Raw genomic sequence first — 14,214 nt, forward strand, 5'->3', positions numbered from 1 at the left:
TGCTATAATGGAAGGGTAATCTTTTGAGACAAAAGAAAAGCGAAAGGATGCGTAAGGATGAAAGTTTTAGTAACAGGATTTTTAGGACGGATGGGGCAGACTTCTGCTTATATGGTGGTTGACCATGAGGGTTTCGACTTGGCTGCCCTGGTTGATATCAGGGCTGATCAAGCCGAAGACCTCAGCGCTTGGCAAGACCTAGCCCCTGTCTACAGCAGTATTGAAGAAGCTTTAGACAAGGAAGCCATCGATGTAGCCATTGATTTCTGCCAACCTGATGCGGCTTACTACAACACCCGCTATTATATTGAACATGGGGTCCATCCCGTTGTTGGGACCACTGGCTTTAGCGCTGACCAGATTGAAGAACTGAAGGAACTGAGCCAAGAAGCCAAACTAGGTGGCATGATTGCGCCTAACTTTGCGATCAGCTCGGTATTAATGCAGGTCTTTGCCCAGCAAGCGGCCAAGTATCTTCCTGATGTTGAGATTATTGAAATGCACCATAATCAAAAATTAGATGCACCAAGTGGGACCGCCCAAAAAACTGCTGAACTCATTTATGAAGAGCGGGGCGATTATGCGAGCGGTCACCCTGATGAAAAAGAACAAATGGCTGGCGCACGGGGCGCTGACTTCCATGGCATCCGCATTCACAGTGTCCGCCTGCCTGGCCTCAACTCCCACCAAGTCGTGCAATTCGGTGGTACTGGTGAAGCGCTGACCATCCGCCAAGATTCCTTTACCCGGGAATCTTATATGAAAGGGGTGGCTATGGCAGTTGACCATGTGATGGCAAGTCAAGAACTGATCTATGGCCTTGAGAATATCCTATGATTCAAGATCCTGTCTTTCAACAGGCCCTGCCTGTCCTCAAGGCCTTAGAAGCAGCAGGCTATGAGGCTTATTTTGTCGGTGGGGCGATTCGGGATGCCTTACTAGGCCTGCCCATCCATGATGTGGACATTGCGACTTCGGCCTACCCCCAAGAGGTCCAAGAAGTCTTTCCCAAACACTTTGATGTGGGCTTAGAACATGGAACTGTAATGGCCTGGTATGAAGGGGAGACCTATGAGATTACGACCTTTCGAACAGAGTCTGGCTACCAGGACTATCGGCGGCCGGACAAAGTTGAATTTGTTCAATCTTTACAGGAGGACCTCCTGCGCCGGGACTTTACCATGAACGCCCTGGCAATGGCTTCAGATGGTCGGATTATCGACTACTTTGAGGGGCAAGAGGCGATTAAAGAGGGGCGGATTGAAGCGGTTGGCGTGGCCAATGAACGTTTCCATGAAGATGCCCTGCGCATGATGCGGGCTGTCCGGTTTGCTAGCCAATTAGATTTCGATATTGCCGAAGAAACCTCCCAAGCTCTCAAGACCAATGCCCCTCTCCTCGAGAAGATTGCCATTGAGCGCATCTTAGTGGAGATGAACAAGTTATGGCAAGGTAAAAATTGGCAAAAAGGCCTTGCACAGATGCTGGAAGCTGACTTGTGGGCCTATTGCCCTTATCTGGACCGCCAAGTCTTGGAGGCCATGCTAAAACTCTTAGCAGCTAGTCCTTTTGCGGATTCGGATATGGCCTGGGCCTTCTACCTCTATTTAGACCTAGGCCCTGCGGCAGACCGTCAAGCTTACAATCAAGCCAGTCACCAGCTGGCCCGAGCCTGGAAGATGTCCAAGCGTGAAGACCAGCACATTGCCGGCCTGGCTTATGCCTTGGCTGTCCGCCAGGGGCTAAGTGTTTGGGACCCCGAGGCACTCTATCCCCTCGGTTTTGACCTTGCTTGGCAGGTAGAAAAGGTCCTAGACCAGGAAGAAACTGAGGGAAGCTTGCTGAGCCAGAGCTTTAGTCCAGCGAATCTCGCCGCTTGCCAGGCGAATTGGCAAGCCCTTCCCATTCATTCCTTAAAGGACCTGGCTGTGAATGGCTCGGACTTGATCCAGGCCTTCCATCCCCAAGAAGGGGCACAGATTGGTCGCTGGTTAGGGGCTTTAGAGGCTGCTGTTTTGGCGGGTCAAGTCGCCAATGATAAGGCCAGTCTGCTGGCCTGGCTAAAAGAAGAAATTGCAACGGAGGAGGAACATCTGTGATAAGAAGATATGCCGTGGTAGATATTGAAACAACCGGTCCTTCCTTTAAAGAAGGGGACAAAATCATCCAAATCGGTCTGGTTCAGTTAAGTGACCAAGGCATTGAAGCTGAATACAGCTGGGATGTCCAACCTGGGCAAAAAATTCCTCCGCGCATTGTCGACTTAACTGGAATTACGGATAGGCAGTTGGCCCAGGCCCCGACTTTAAGAGAAATTGCCGATGACTTCCTAGATAAGTTGGGCGACCGGATCTTAGTGGCCCACAATATCAACTTTGACTACAAATTCTTGAGTCGGAGCTTGGAAAAGCTGGGCTATCCGCCGCTTAGCAATGAGGGGATTGACACGGTCGAATTGATCCGTCTCCTCTATCCCTGTGATCAGAGCTATAAGTTAGGAGACTTTGCGGAAAAACATGGTATTGACTTGGTTCATGCCCATACTGCCCTCGATGATGCCCGGGCCACGGCCCAACTTTTGTTACTGATTCAAGAAAGAATTAAAGCCTTGTCTTATGACTTGCTCCAAACGATTCAGCCTTTGACCACGACGATGATCCGACAAACGGGTCTCTACTTCAATGCTTGGGTCGAGGACTGGGCGCCGCGGAGAAGGGAAGGCTTGGTTAAGAAGGGCCCCTTCTACCTTGCTGAACAGAAGGGGCAGGGCTTGGTCTTTCCTAAACAATTTGGCCAAGACCAGGCTGACTTTGTTGAATTAGAGGGCCGGACCCTCTGCATAGGCCAGGGAGACTGCCAGTTGAGCCCACTCCAGTTGGCTATGTGCCGGGACTTGTCTCAATTCTTTGACCAGGATAAGTCGGGTCTGGCCTACCTCGATGCCCCTGCAGGTTCGGGCAAGAGCCTGGCCTATCTTCTGGCAGCCTTGCAAGCGCCAGCGGGCCAGCCCAATCTCGTCCTAGCGACCTCGACCCGCTTGCTCCAGGACCGTCTGGCTCAAGAGAGTCTCCAGCAGGCAGCCGATATTCTTGGCCGGCCCTTGCGCTATGTCCAGCTCAAGAGTTCTCGTCACTATATCGACTTGTCCGCTCTAGCGGCCTTCCATGAAGAGATCTTAACTTCTAAGCAGGTCAAGAAACGGGATGCCTTGCTCTTGGCAGCCCTCATGATCTGGTTGGCCCAAAGTCAGACGGGACTGTTGGTGGAATTGAACCCGGGACTTTTGACCAAGGACTTCAGCTGCAAGCAGGCGACACAAGCGGCTTGCGACCAGGCTCTGTCCAAGTGGGGCGACCACGCCTATTATGCCCGGGAGTGGGAGGCCATTCCTGAAGCAGACCTGGTTTTAACCAACCAGGCCTTCCTCTGCCAGCACCAGGCGGACTTGGAAGACTGGGGTCTGCTCAGCTCTTCCGGCCTGCTCTTAGTGGATGAGAGCCACCAATTGCTGGATACCCTCCAGGCCCAGGCGACCGCTTCTTGGTCAACTCAGGCCTTCGAGAACCAGCACAAACACCTACAAAAATTACTGGCTAATCTGATACATTTTCCTGAGGCCTATCAGTTCTCCGGCCAATCTTTTGATGACTTGTACCAGTCTAGTCAATTGATCCAGGATGTCTGGCAGACATTTGACCAGATTATGGCTTATTTGGAAGAGCATTACCGCAAAATTGTCTATTATAAGCAACAGAGCGACCACAAAGATAGCTTTATGCTAAAAGCTGCCTTTCAGGCTTCGGACCTTTACAATCAGCTCAAGGCTGTCCAGGCCCAGGTGAGAGATCTATCGAATTCTCTTCAACATTTATGCCGGGCTGTCCAAGTTAAGCCAGGCTTTAGCAGCCAGCGCTTGGACCAATTGCAGGACATGGTTTGTTCCCAGAAAGTCATGAATGACCAATTGACCCAGTTAGTTCAAGGAAAGGACTTGGACTATTATGTTCTGGACCTGCTTGAAGCCGGGGAGGATCTTCACTGCCAGCTCCAGGGCAAACCCTTTGAAGACCAGCGCCTACTGGAAGGCTTTCTCGATACTTTGGCCTGTCAGACCGTCTTTATTTCGGCTAGCCCCTTGGCTGACCAACGCTTTGATAGCCAAGCCATCCATTATTCTTATGCCAGCTCCAAGGGTAGCCAGGAGGTTCAGGTCTTGATGGATGGTTTGTCCATTGATAAAATGAATGCCAAAGCGGCAGCAGCTTGGACGGCGGACTGCCTGCTTGAGCTCTGGCCCATGTATTACCAGCGGGTCTTGGTCTTAGTCAATGCCAAAAAACAGGCCCGCTTACTCGAAGCTGCCTTAAAAGACCGCCTCGACTACCAGGCCTATCAGAAGCTCTATTGCCAGCTCAACTTCAAACATAGCCATAAACTCTTCCAACTCTTTGACCAGGAAGACCAAGGCCTACTCATCGGTTTACAGAACTTCAGCGAAGGCGTCCACTTCAAGCAAGCTTTGGATCTTGTCGTGCAGCCGCGCTTGCCTTTTGCAGCACCGGAAGCAGCGGATGAATTGGCTAAACAGGCCCTGGCCCGAGAAGAGGCTAGGGATTACTTTGAGAGCGTAGCCCTTCCAGATATGCTGGTCCGGCTCAAGCAAGCCATTGGTCGGGCAGCTAACGGTCAGGGGGACCGAGCGGACTTCCTTTCTTTAGATCAACGGATACTCAAGAGTGCTTATGCCGACCACTTGCAAGCCAGTCTGGCCAGCAGCGCTGACTTTAGACCCGTTCGCCTCCAGGACTTAGAAAATATTTCAAGGAATTTTAGCCAAAACAAAGGATGACAGCATGAAAAAAAGATTACTCTACATCCTAATTGCCGTTCTCACCCTCTATATTGTGCTGACCAATAACGTTTATTTTTCTTCCCAAAAACCACTCATCGATGCGGAAGACGAGGTCAGCCAGCTGGCCCAGGACCACAAGCTATCGGACATCAAAGATTTTTATCTCTTTACCAAGGACGAGACTTGGTACAGTGTTCGGGCAGAAAATGAAGAGGGGCGGGAGGTCTATCTAACTTACCAACCGGACAGTCAAAGGGTACACACAGGCTTTGTTGACGAGATGATAACAGAAGAAAATGCCATCGCCTTGACCCAAAACGAACTGCCTGAAGTCGAGGTTAAAGAAGCCCGGCTCGGTTTTGATGAAAAATTTTTCGTTTGGGAGGTAAGTTTTGTCGATAAAGACGGTAATTTAGGGTATCATTATATCAATGCAACTAACGGCACTTGGTATGAAACGATCAATAATTTATAGAAACAATGAGGTGACGCTATGATCTCTGAACGCATCATGAATTTACAAGAATCGAAAACACTAGCTGCTAATGACAAGGCCCGAGAACTCAAGGCCCAGGGTCGGGATATTATTTCACTGACAGTGGGTGAACCAGACTTCGACACACCCCAATATATCTTGGACTATGCCAAGGAAGCCATGTATGCCGGCAAGGGCCACCATTACACGCCAGCCAGCGGGGCTTTAGAATTACGCGAAGCTATTGCCCACTACCATGAAAAACATGACGGTGTTGTCTATGAGCCAAGTGAAATTTTTGCCGGGAACGGGGGTAAACTTGTCCTCTATTATCTCTTCCAAGTCTTAGTCAATCCTGGCGATGAAGTTCTTATTCCCCAACCTTACTGGGTCAGCTACTATGAGCAGATCCGCCTAGCTGGGGGAAAACCTGTGATTGTTGAAACTAAAGAAAGCAATAATTTTATCTTAACCGTTGAAGAATTGGATGCAGTTTGTACCGATAAGACCAAGCTGCTTGTTCTGAATACCCCTTCCAATCCTTCTGGCGCTGTGCTCAGTCCAGAAGAAATGCGGGCCATCGGTGACTATTGTGTGGACAAGGGCATTCTGATCATTTCCGATGAGATGTACTATCAATTGGTCTACAATGGTACCCAAGCGATTTCCATGGCCTCTATCTCACCCTCTATCCGCAAACAAACCATCGTCGTGAACGGCGCTTCCAAGGCCTATGCTATGACGGGCTGGCGCCTAGGTTATTGCATGGGTGATGAAGATATTATTCGCGCGATGAATAAGTTGGCTAGTCAAGTAAGCGGGAACCCTTCCGGTATTGCCCAATATGCGACGATCGGTGCTTTGACAGGCCCCCAAGATGACCTGGAGGAGATGCGCCAGACCTTTGAAAAACGTTTAAACGCTGCCTATGACCGGATGAAAGCTATACCTGGTTTTAATCTAGCAGCTAAACCGCGGGGCGCCTTCTATCTCTTCCCTAATTGTAGTGAAGCTGCAGCCTTAACCGGCTATGCAACGGTCGATGACTTTGCTATGGCTCTCTTGGAGGAGGCTGGGGTAGCTAGTGTGGTTGGGAGTGCTTTTGGTATGCCAGACTTCTTGCGCTTCTCCTATGCAGCTGACCAGGACAAGTTCCTTGAAGCCATGGACCGGATTGACAACTTTATGACAGACCACCAAGTCCAAGCGTAAAGACTTAGAAAGTGAGCATGATCAAGATTGAAAATCGAAAAATATACGGTTTTGCGGACACTCCTTCTTGAGATGTATCACGAAATAGGCATCACCAATGAGGAGATGCTTTTTTTCATACATTTGATTAGTTTCCAGCAAGATAATGTGGAATTCCCCAGCTTTTCTATGCTGATGAAGCGGATGGGGATGACCCGGGATGAGATCTTAAGCTTGATTAATTCCTTAGTGGACCGCCAGTACTTGCGGATTGATAGTAAGAAAAATGAAAATAACCAACAAACGGAGTACTATAACCTGGAATTCTTGTATAATAGGATTGACGCCTTAGTCAAGCAGCGGCAAGCCGAAGAAGAGAGTAAACAAACAGAAGACCAAGAAGCCGAGATCTTCCAAGTCTTGGAGACTGAATTTGGCCGGCCCCTGTCACCTATTGAATACCAAGAGGTGGTAGACTGGCTGCATAAGGATAAGTTTCCAACTGACATGATCTTTGAAGCCATTAAGGAAGCTGTCCTGGCCCAGGCCTATAGCCTGCGCTATATTGACAAGGTTTTAATGAATTGGCGACGCAATCCCAAGCAAAGGAACGTTAAGCAAAGGGACCAACACTCGCTTTCAGACTTGCCACCAGCACCTATGAAGAAAATTATCAAAAAAGACCAGGAGTAAGGAGCTAGCAACTTGGATAATATGACCGAGCAAAAACTGCATACCCTACGTGTCTTGTTACGGTCCCATCAACTAATGATGCGGGCCCTCAAGCAAGACATGAGGACTTATGGATTGACTGAAAATGAATTTATGATACTCGAATATCTTTTGAACAAGGGACCCCATGTCGTCCAAGACATCAAGGAACACCTGCTTATCCCCAACAGTTCGGTGACCTACGTGATCGATTGTTTGGAAGGCAAGGGGCTAGTTAAACGGGAACGGTCGTCAAAGGATATGCGCCGGATTATCATTGCTTTAACCCCCAAAGGACAGCGTAAGATAGCTGCTGACTATGAAGAACATAAGGACTATGTCAACCAGCTTTTCTCTGTCCTTGATGCGGATGAATTGAAGCGCCTGCGACTGATTCATAAGAAATTAGGCTTCCAGGCCGAAGAGTATTACAAGCGCGACCAAAAATGAAAGGAGGATGCCCATGCCAAGGAAGAACAGCCCGGAAAAGAGCCCTGAACAAGAAGCCTTCCCCAAAGCTGAGATCCAACGAACGGATAACCAGGAACTATTGATCAACGGCCAGCCTTTTATTGTTAAGGAATGGAGCCAGGAAGAGGCTATCGATTTGGAAGCTTTAGCTGACCGCTATATGCCGATTCTGGATACTTATGACTATATCGTCGGCGACTGGGCCTATGAACAAGTTCGTCTAAAGGGCTTTTATAAAGATGATGTACCCCATGTACCCCTGGAGCGTAAGATCTCACACCTAACGGATTATCTCTTGGAGTACTGTAATTTTGCCTGCGAATATTTTGTCTTGGAACACCAGCGCGACGAGGAAGAACGCCAAGAGCGCAACCGTCAATTGAAAAAACGGCCCAAAAAGAACCGAAACAATAAGAACTATAAGAAGAAAAGCCAGCGCAAGGATAAGGGCAAGAACAAGTCACACAAGCGCCATCGGGATAAGAAGGCTAATTTCAGTATTAAAACGGATAAAAGCTCGACCAAGTCCTCAAATAAAGGCGTTAAGCGTAAGACGATTACCCAGGGCAATAAGAAAAAAGAGGGCTTTAAAATTCGTTCAACGAAAGGAAAAAAATAAGCATGAAAAAGAAACGTGCCATGTTTTTAGACTTGGATGGAACGGTCTACAAGGGCAAGTCCGCCATTCCTGGTGCTCGGGAATGGATCGAGCAGATGCGTGCTGCCCAGGAGCCTTTCCTCTTTGTGACTAATAATTCCATGCGGTCCCACCAGGAAGCTGTCCAGTTCTTGGCGGACTACCACCAGATTGAGGCGGAGCCTGATCAAGTTTATACTAGCGTGGACGTCTTGTCCCATTTATTGGGGCAGGAAGCCAGCCAAGCTGGACAGAAGGCTTATGTCATGGGGAGCGATTATTTGAAGGCTACGGTAGCAGAAGAAGGCTATAAGATCGTTTCTGATACCTTGGCCGAGCCAGTTGAGCTCTTAGTCATGGGCTTAGACCAAAGTGTGACCTACCAAGAACTCGCCCAGTGCGCCTATGCTGCCCAGTCAGGCGCCAAGTTTTATTTAAGCAATCCGGATATCCAATTTCCTTCCAGCCATGGCTTTGTTCCTGGGGCAGGGGCCTTGGGTGAATTGGTGGCCCATGTGTCCCGAACCGAGCCGATTGTCTGCGGCAAGCCTAGCCCCAATATTATCCTCGGTGCCTTGGAGCTCTTGGGCCTCGAAGCGGATGAAGTCGTGATGCTAGGGGATAACCTGACCACGGATATTTTGGCTGCTAACCGGGCTGGTCTTTCAACGATCTTAATTGAGACCGGAGTTCACCAGAGAGCCGACATTGAGCAATTAAATATTGAACCTACCTGGCTGGTGAAGGACTATCAAGAGTTGATGGACTTATGGCCAAGTATCTAAAAGCCGGCCTAGTGACCTTAAGCCTCTTAATTGGGCTAGTAGCAGGCGGCTTGCTATTGACGATTTGGTGCTTGCCCCTCTATCTCTTGGTCTTGTATGCCGGCAATCTAGCTGAGCGAGTGGGCTTGACCAATCAAGAAGTCCTCCATGACTACTGGCAGATGCTCACTTATTTGAATTTTCCATGGCGGACAGGACTAGACTTTGCTTATTTTCCTTCTTCCGCCTCAGCCCGTTTCCATTTTTACGAGGTCAAGCAGCTCTTTTTGATGGTCTATCCGACTTTCCTAGCTGGCCTCGGCTTCAGCTGGCTCCTCACTAGGAAGCCTTTAAAAGCAGGCACCCTTTACCTTCTTTATCGGATTTTTGCTTACCTGCGTTATCTGCCCCTTATAGCTATTATCGGCTTAACGTTGAACTTCAACCGCGTCTTTGTTCTCTTCCATCAAGTTTTGTTTGATAACCAGGCCTGGCTCTTTGATCCCGCAACAGATCCAATTATTGAAGTCCTACCAGAAAGTTATTTTATGCTCTGCTTTATCCTCTTCTTTGTTCTCTTTCAGTTAGGGATTCAAGGACTTTATGCTTGTTTGAAAAAGAAATTGCAAAGAATATAAAAATAGCGCTTAGCTGAATTTATTTTTCAGCTAAGCGCTATTTATTTTTATTTTGTTTTGTCCTCTTTCAGTAAGTCAGAGGAGTGCAAGGGGCTGATGCGTTTTTCCGGATAGATGTAGTGGTAGGCAGCGTTGATGGCGGTAGGGGCTTCGCCAAAGCCAGAAACAATTAAGTCGCTTTTACCCGGATAGCCTGCAATGTCGCCAATGGCAAAGATACCAGGCCGGTTTGTTTGGCAGTGACCGTCGACTAGGACTTTATTCTTTTCGATGTCCAGTCCCCAATTCTTAATTTCGCCTAGGGAAGAAGTAAAGCCATAAGCCATGATGACTTGGTCCACTGGGATGCGTTGGCCTTCGTCTGACCGTGCTTTTTGCAGGTGGATGGCAGAGAGATTGATGCCGTCTCCCTCGAGGCCAGTTGGGACATAGGGGGTGATGAAGTTAATGTTGTCCTTTTGCCGGGCGGCTTCAACGGAGTATTCATGGGCCCGGAAGCGGTCGCGGCGGTGGATCAGATAGATTTCCTTGGCGTAATCGCTCAGGGCCAGGGCTGTATCGAGGGCACTGTCGCCGCCTCCGCAGATGGCGACATTCTTACCCGCATAAGCCGTATAATTGCTGACGAAATAGGCGACGCCGCGGTTTTCATAATGGTCTAATTGGTCCAGGTCAACCTTGCGGGGGCTGAAAGAGCCATTACCAGCTGCAATGATGACTGCCTTAGCGCGATAGGTCGCACGGCTAGTTTCGACGACAAATTCCTCATTATCGTTTTCTAAATTTAAAACTTCTTGGTTGAGGCTGAATTGGGTGGTCGCATGGAAGCGGGCCAGCTGTTGGGATAAGCGGTCGATGAGTTCCGCCCCCGAAATTTCGGGATAAGCAGGGATGTCATAGATGATCTTGTCGGGGTAGAGAGCCTTGGGTTGGCCACCTAATTCAGGCAGGCTATCAATAATATTTACGCTCAACTGGCGCATACCAGCATAGAAAGCCGCAAAAAGGGCACTAGGTCCAGCACCAATAATGATCAGATCACTTGAGAGAGTTTCCATAGAACGTCCTTTCTATATAAATGCTTTAAAAATTAAAGAAGCTATTAAGGAGTAAGGTCACGACAATACCTGTCAGAATGCCACCAATAACCTCTGAAGGCTTGTGGCCTAAATAATCATCGATAACGAGCTTGCTCTCCTTAATGGCTTTCAATTGGCGATTGAGGATAGGATCGTCTTCTTTAGCTGCTCGCTCTTCGAGAATCAAGAGCAATTGGCGAAGAAGCATGCCCTGCTCACCGCTTTGCCGCCGGACCCCCATGGCATCGAACATAATAATCACGCCAAAACACACCCCAATCGCAACGTAGGCGGATTGGTAGCCATATTTAAGGATAAGCGCAGTAATCAAGGCTGTCACAGCAGCCGAATGAGAACTGGGCATACTCCCTGTCGCATGGAGCAAGGCAAGTTTGGCATTGCTCTTGCGCATTAAGAGCGCGATGGGAAATTTTAGGGCTTGGGCAACAACAATGGCACTGAGGGTTGCCACAAGCGGTAGGTTAGTTAGTACGTCCATAGGGCCTCCGGTAATTTTTTGGCTACATGTAAAAGTATGCTGTCGATTGGACAGCTACTTAATAAATATAACATAAATCTCACCATTAGAGAACTAGCGATAACTATACATTTTCTTTAACTATTGGTACAATAGAGAGGAATAGAAATAAAAAATATGTATAGTTTTAGAGGAGGAATGTTATGTCATTTCCACAATTAGAAGAACAAGCTAAAGAAATTAAAGCAATCATTAAAACCAAGCAAGGTCAAATTGAAGTCGCTCTTTTTCCCGAATTAGCACCAAAAGCTGTCGAAAACTTTATCCAACATGCTAAAGAGGGTTACTACGATGGTGTGATCTTCCACCGGGTCATCCCTAACTTCATGATCCAGGGCGGGGACCCAACTGGAACGGGCCGCGGCGGAGAGTCCATTTACGGCCAGGCCTTTGAGGATGAATTCAATCTCTCTCTCTTTAATATTAAGGGCGCCCTGTCTATGGCCAATGCAGGACCTAATACCAATGGCTCACAATTCTTTATTGTCTCAGCTGGACCAGTTGATGCCAGTATGGTCAGCCAATTGCGGGCTGGCGGGTGGCCTGAGGAAATCATTGAAGCCTATGCTGAGAAGGGGGGGACCCCTTGGTTAGACCACCGGCACACAGTTTTTGGCCAAGTAAGGGAAGGTCAAGAGGTGGTCAGCCAGATTGAAAATGTTGACCGGGATGGCCAAGATAAACCACTAGAAGATGTTGTTATTGAAGGGATCCAGATTATTGATCCAGAAAGTGATGCCTAATGACCAAGACATTCGCGATTGGAGATATTGTTAAGGGGAAGGTGACAGGTATTCAAAGCTATGGCATCTTCGTAAGTCTCGGCGCTAACCACCAGGGCCTCATCCACATCTCTGAAATCAACCACGGCTTTGTAAAGGATATTTATAACCAGTATGAGATTGGTGAAGAAGTCACAGCCAAGATTATCGATATTGATGAATACAGCCAAAAGATTTCCCTGTCGCTAAGAGCGCTCCAACCCCTCTTCAAAAATAAAAAACCAGCCCGCGGTAACTGGCACAAGCACCACCATCCCAAAGATTACGGTTTTGGCTTGATTGCTGAGAACCTGCCTGAATGGGTGGATGAAGGTCTTGCCAATATCCAGTCGGGACTAGTCAAGGATTACCACGAAAACCATTTTAATAAGTAAGGAGTCTAACTATGGCAGATTTAAAATTAGATATCTCAAAACTCGATCCCTTTATTTCCCAGCATGAAATTGACTATATGCAAAGTGAAGTCAGCCAAGCCCACCAGTTGCTACGTTCTGGCGAGGGGCCTGGCCATGAATTTACGGATTGGTTGGACCTACCCTTGGACTATGACAAGGAAGAATACCAACGTATTAAGGAAGCGGCTAAAAAGATTCAAGCTGAGTCCGATGTTCTCCTGGTATTAGGGATTGGTGGTTCTTATCTTGGGGCTAAGGCAGCCATTTCTTTCCTATCCCACCAATTTGTCCAAGAAAGCAAGTTGGAAATCATCTTCGCGGGTAATAGCCTGAGTGCTACTTACCTCAGCGAGGTTATGGACGCTTTAGAGGGCAAGGATTTTTCGATTAATGTGATCTCCAAGTCTGGAACCACGACTGAAACCTCAATTGCCTTCCGTATCTTCAAGAAGCGTTTGATCGACCAATATGGGGAAGAAGAAGCTAAGTCCCGGATTTATGCAACGACTGACCAAGCGAAAGGGGCCTTGAAGGCAGAAGCTGACCAGATGGGCTATGAAAGTTTTGTTATTCCTGATGGTGTCGGTGGTCGTTTTACCGTTCTGACAGCAGTGGGTCTCCTACCTATTGCAGCAAGTGGTGCTAATACGGATGAGCTCTTGGCTGGTGCCCAAGCGGCCCACCAGGCTTATCAAGATCCTGAATTGAACAAGAACGACGCCTATCTTTATGCCGCAATCCGAAATATTTTATACCGCAAGGGCTATAACACGGAAATTCTCGTTAACTATGAGCCTAAATTAAAATATTTTGCTGAATGGTGGAAGCAACTGTTTGGGGAATCAGAAGGTAAGGACGGTAAAGGAATTTATCCAAGTAGCGCTAACTTCTCGACAGATCTTCATTCCCTAGGCCAATATATCCAAGACGGTCGGCGTATCCTCTTTGAAACGGTGGTTAAAGTTGAGGAGACTGAAAAGGATATTAAAATCCCAAGCCTAGCTGAAGATAGTGATGGGCTTGCTTATTTAGAAGGCCAATCCGTTGATGAGGTCAATACCAAGGCTTTCCAAGGGACCCTACTCGCTCACATGGATGGGGGCGTTCCTAACCTGGTTCTCCATGCGCCAGCGATTAACGCACATACGCTGGGCCAATTGATTTATTTCTTTGAAATCGCCGTCGCTATTTCTGGCTATCTTAACGGGGTGAATCCTTTTGACCAACCAGGTGTGGAAGCTTATAAGAGAAATATGTTCGCTCTTTTAGGTCGAGAAGGTTACGAAGAACTTGCTCAAGAATTGAACGAACGCCTATAAATTAGAGATTTGATAAGGGTTTAAAGCCAACTGATAAAAAAGTTGGCTTTTTTTATGAAAAAGAGTTGACGAAGGGAAGAGAAGGAGGTATAATAATTTTTGTTGCTGATCGAGATCACCTCGAAATCGATCGCCAACAAAAATAAGTTAAAAAAGTGTTGACAAGTTTCGATGACTTCGATATACTAATTAAGTCGCTTGATTCAAGCCTTCGAGGCAAAGAACAAGCGGGCGATCATCAAATCGAAAGAAATAAAAAAACTTTTTAAAAAGTTCTTGACAAGCTGTCGATAAAGATGATATAATAATTGAGTCGCTTCGATAAGGTGACGAGATAGACCTTTGAAAACTGAACAAAGAAG

The 14,214-nt window shown here is 47.7% G+C and carries 15 protein-coding genes; 13 read left to right on the forward strand and 2 right to left on the reverse strand.

What is annotated here, in order from left to right; translation table 11 throughout:
• Nucleotides 1-57 precede the first annotated feature (57 nt).
• The 10 genes from dapB to HMPREF2626_RS04285 are packed head-to-tail and all read left to right on the forward strand — an operon-like array spanning nt 58 to nt 9,739.
• Nucleotides 58-837, forward strand: a complete 780-nt coding sequence (gene dapB, locus HMPREF2626_RS04240; RefSeq protein WP_070617878.1) for a 4-hydroxy-tetrahydrodipicolinate reductase — start codon at nt 58-60, stop codon at nt 835-837.
• On the forward strand, nt 834-2,099 hold the full coding sequence (locus tag HMPREF2626_RS04245) for a CCA tRNA nucleotidyltransferase (RefSeq protein WP_070617882.1): 1,266 nt from the start codon (nt 834-836) through the stop codon (nt 2,097-2,099). The genes dapB and HMPREF2626_RS04245 overlap by 4 nt, the downstream gene beginning before the upstream one ends.
• Complete coding sequence (locus HMPREF2626_RS04250; protein WP_083294336.1) at nt 2,096-4,849, forward strand: exonuclease domain-containing protein; 2,754 nt, start codon at nt 2,096-2,098, stop codon at nt 4,847-4,849. Before HMPREF2626_RS04245 ends, HMPREF2626_RS04250 begins: the two co-directional genes overlap by 4 nt.
• A 4-nt stretch (nt 4,850-4,853) precedes the next feature.
• Nucleotides 4,854-5,327 (forward strand): cell wall elongation regulator TseB-like domain-containing protein, encoded by a 474-nt coding sequence (locus tag HMPREF2626_RS04255; RefSeq protein ID WP_070617890.1) that lies wholly within the window; start codon nt 4,854-4,856, stop codon nt 5,325-5,327.
• 18 nt (nt 5,328-5,345) lie between these two features.
• Entirely contained in the window at nt 5,346-6,539 is a 1,194-nt protein-coding gene (locus HMPREF2626_RS04260; RefSeq protein ID WP_070617893.1) for a pyridoxal phosphate-dependent aminotransferase, read from the forward strand.
• Between the two features lie 51 nt (nt 6,540-6,590).
• A complete protein-coding gene (locus HMPREF2626_RS04265; RefSeq protein ID WP_371440390.1) occupies nt 6,591-7,211 on the forward strand; it encodes a DnaD domain protein in 621 nt (206 codons plus the stop codon).
• Nucleotides 7,212-7,232: 21 nt separating this feature from the next.
• Entirely contained in the window at nt 7,233-7,679 is a 447-nt protein-coding gene (locus tag HMPREF2626_RS04270) for a MarR family winged helix-turn-helix transcriptional regulator (protein ID WP_070617934.1), read from the forward strand.
• 13 nt (nt 7,680-7,692) lie between these two features.
• Nucleotides 7,693-8,319 (forward strand): YutD family protein, encoded by a 627-nt coding sequence (locus HMPREF2626_RS04275; RefSeq protein WP_070617898.1) that lies wholly within the window; start codon nt 7,693-7,695, stop codon nt 8,317-8,319.
• A 2-nt stretch (nt 8,320-8,321) separates the two neighbouring features.
• Entirely contained in the window at nt 8,322-9,122 is an 801-nt protein-coding gene (locus tag HMPREF2626_RS04280) for an HAD-IIA family hydrolase (RefSeq protein ID WP_070617901.1), read from the forward strand.
• Complete coding sequence (locus HMPREF2626_RS04285) at nt 9,107-9,739, forward strand: TIGR01906 family membrane protein (RefSeq protein ID WP_070617904.1); 633 nt, start codon at nt 9,107-9,109, stop codon at nt 9,737-9,739. Before HMPREF2626_RS04280 ends, HMPREF2626_RS04285 begins: the two co-directional genes overlap by 16 nt.
• A 47-nt stretch (nt 9,740-9,786) precedes the next feature.
• Here HMPREF2626_RS04285 and HMPREF2626_RS04290 read toward each other — a convergent pair whose 3' ends face one another.
• A complete protein-coding gene (locus HMPREF2626_RS04290) occupies nt 9,787-10,797 on the reverse strand; it encodes an NAD(P)/FAD-dependent oxidoreductase (RefSeq protein ID WP_070617908.1) in 1,011 nt (336 codons plus the stop codon).
• A gap of 25 nt (nt 10,798-10,822) precedes the next feature.
• Nucleotides 10,823-11,317: a divergent PAP2 family protein gene (locus HMPREF2626_RS04295; protein ID WP_070617911.1), complete on the reverse strand. Its 495-nt coding sequence runs from the start codon at nt 11,315-11,317 to the stop codon at nt 10,823-10,825.
• A gap of 182 nt (nt 11,318-11,499) precedes the next feature.
• On the opposite strand from HMPREF2626_RS04295, the gene HMPREF2626_RS04300 reads away from it, so the two are divergent.
• Genes HMPREF2626_RS04300 through HMPREF2626_RS04310 form a run of 3 tightly spaced genes read left to right on the forward strand, consistent with a single transcriptional unit; the run spans nt 11,500 to nt 13,852 of the window.
• Complete coding sequence (locus HMPREF2626_RS04300; protein ID WP_070617914.1) at nt 11,500-12,099, forward strand: peptidylprolyl isomerase; 600 nt, start codon at nt 11,500-11,502, stop codon at nt 12,097-12,099.
• Nucleotides 12,099-12,512, forward strand: a complete 414-nt coding sequence (locus HMPREF2626_RS04305) for a CvfD/Ygs/GSP13 family RNA-binding post-transcriptional regulator (protein WP_070617915.1) — start codon at nt 12,099-12,101, stop codon at nt 12,510-12,512. Before HMPREF2626_RS04300 ends, HMPREF2626_RS04305 begins: the two co-directional genes overlap by 1 nt.
• Before the next feature lie 11 nt (nt 12,513-12,523).
• Nucleotides 12,524-13,852: a glucose-6-phosphate isomerase gene (locus HMPREF2626_RS04310; RefSeq protein WP_070617918.1), complete on the forward strand. Its 1,329-nt coding sequence runs from the start codon at nt 12,524-12,526 to the stop codon at nt 13,850-13,852.
• The last annotated feature ends 362 nt before the right edge of the window (nt 13,853-14,214 follow it).

The sequence above is a fragment of the Aerococcus sp. HMSC062A02 genome (assembly GCF_001809535.1).
Taxonomy (GTDB): Bacteria; Bacillota; Bacilli; order Lactobacillales; family Aerococcaceae; genus Aerococcus.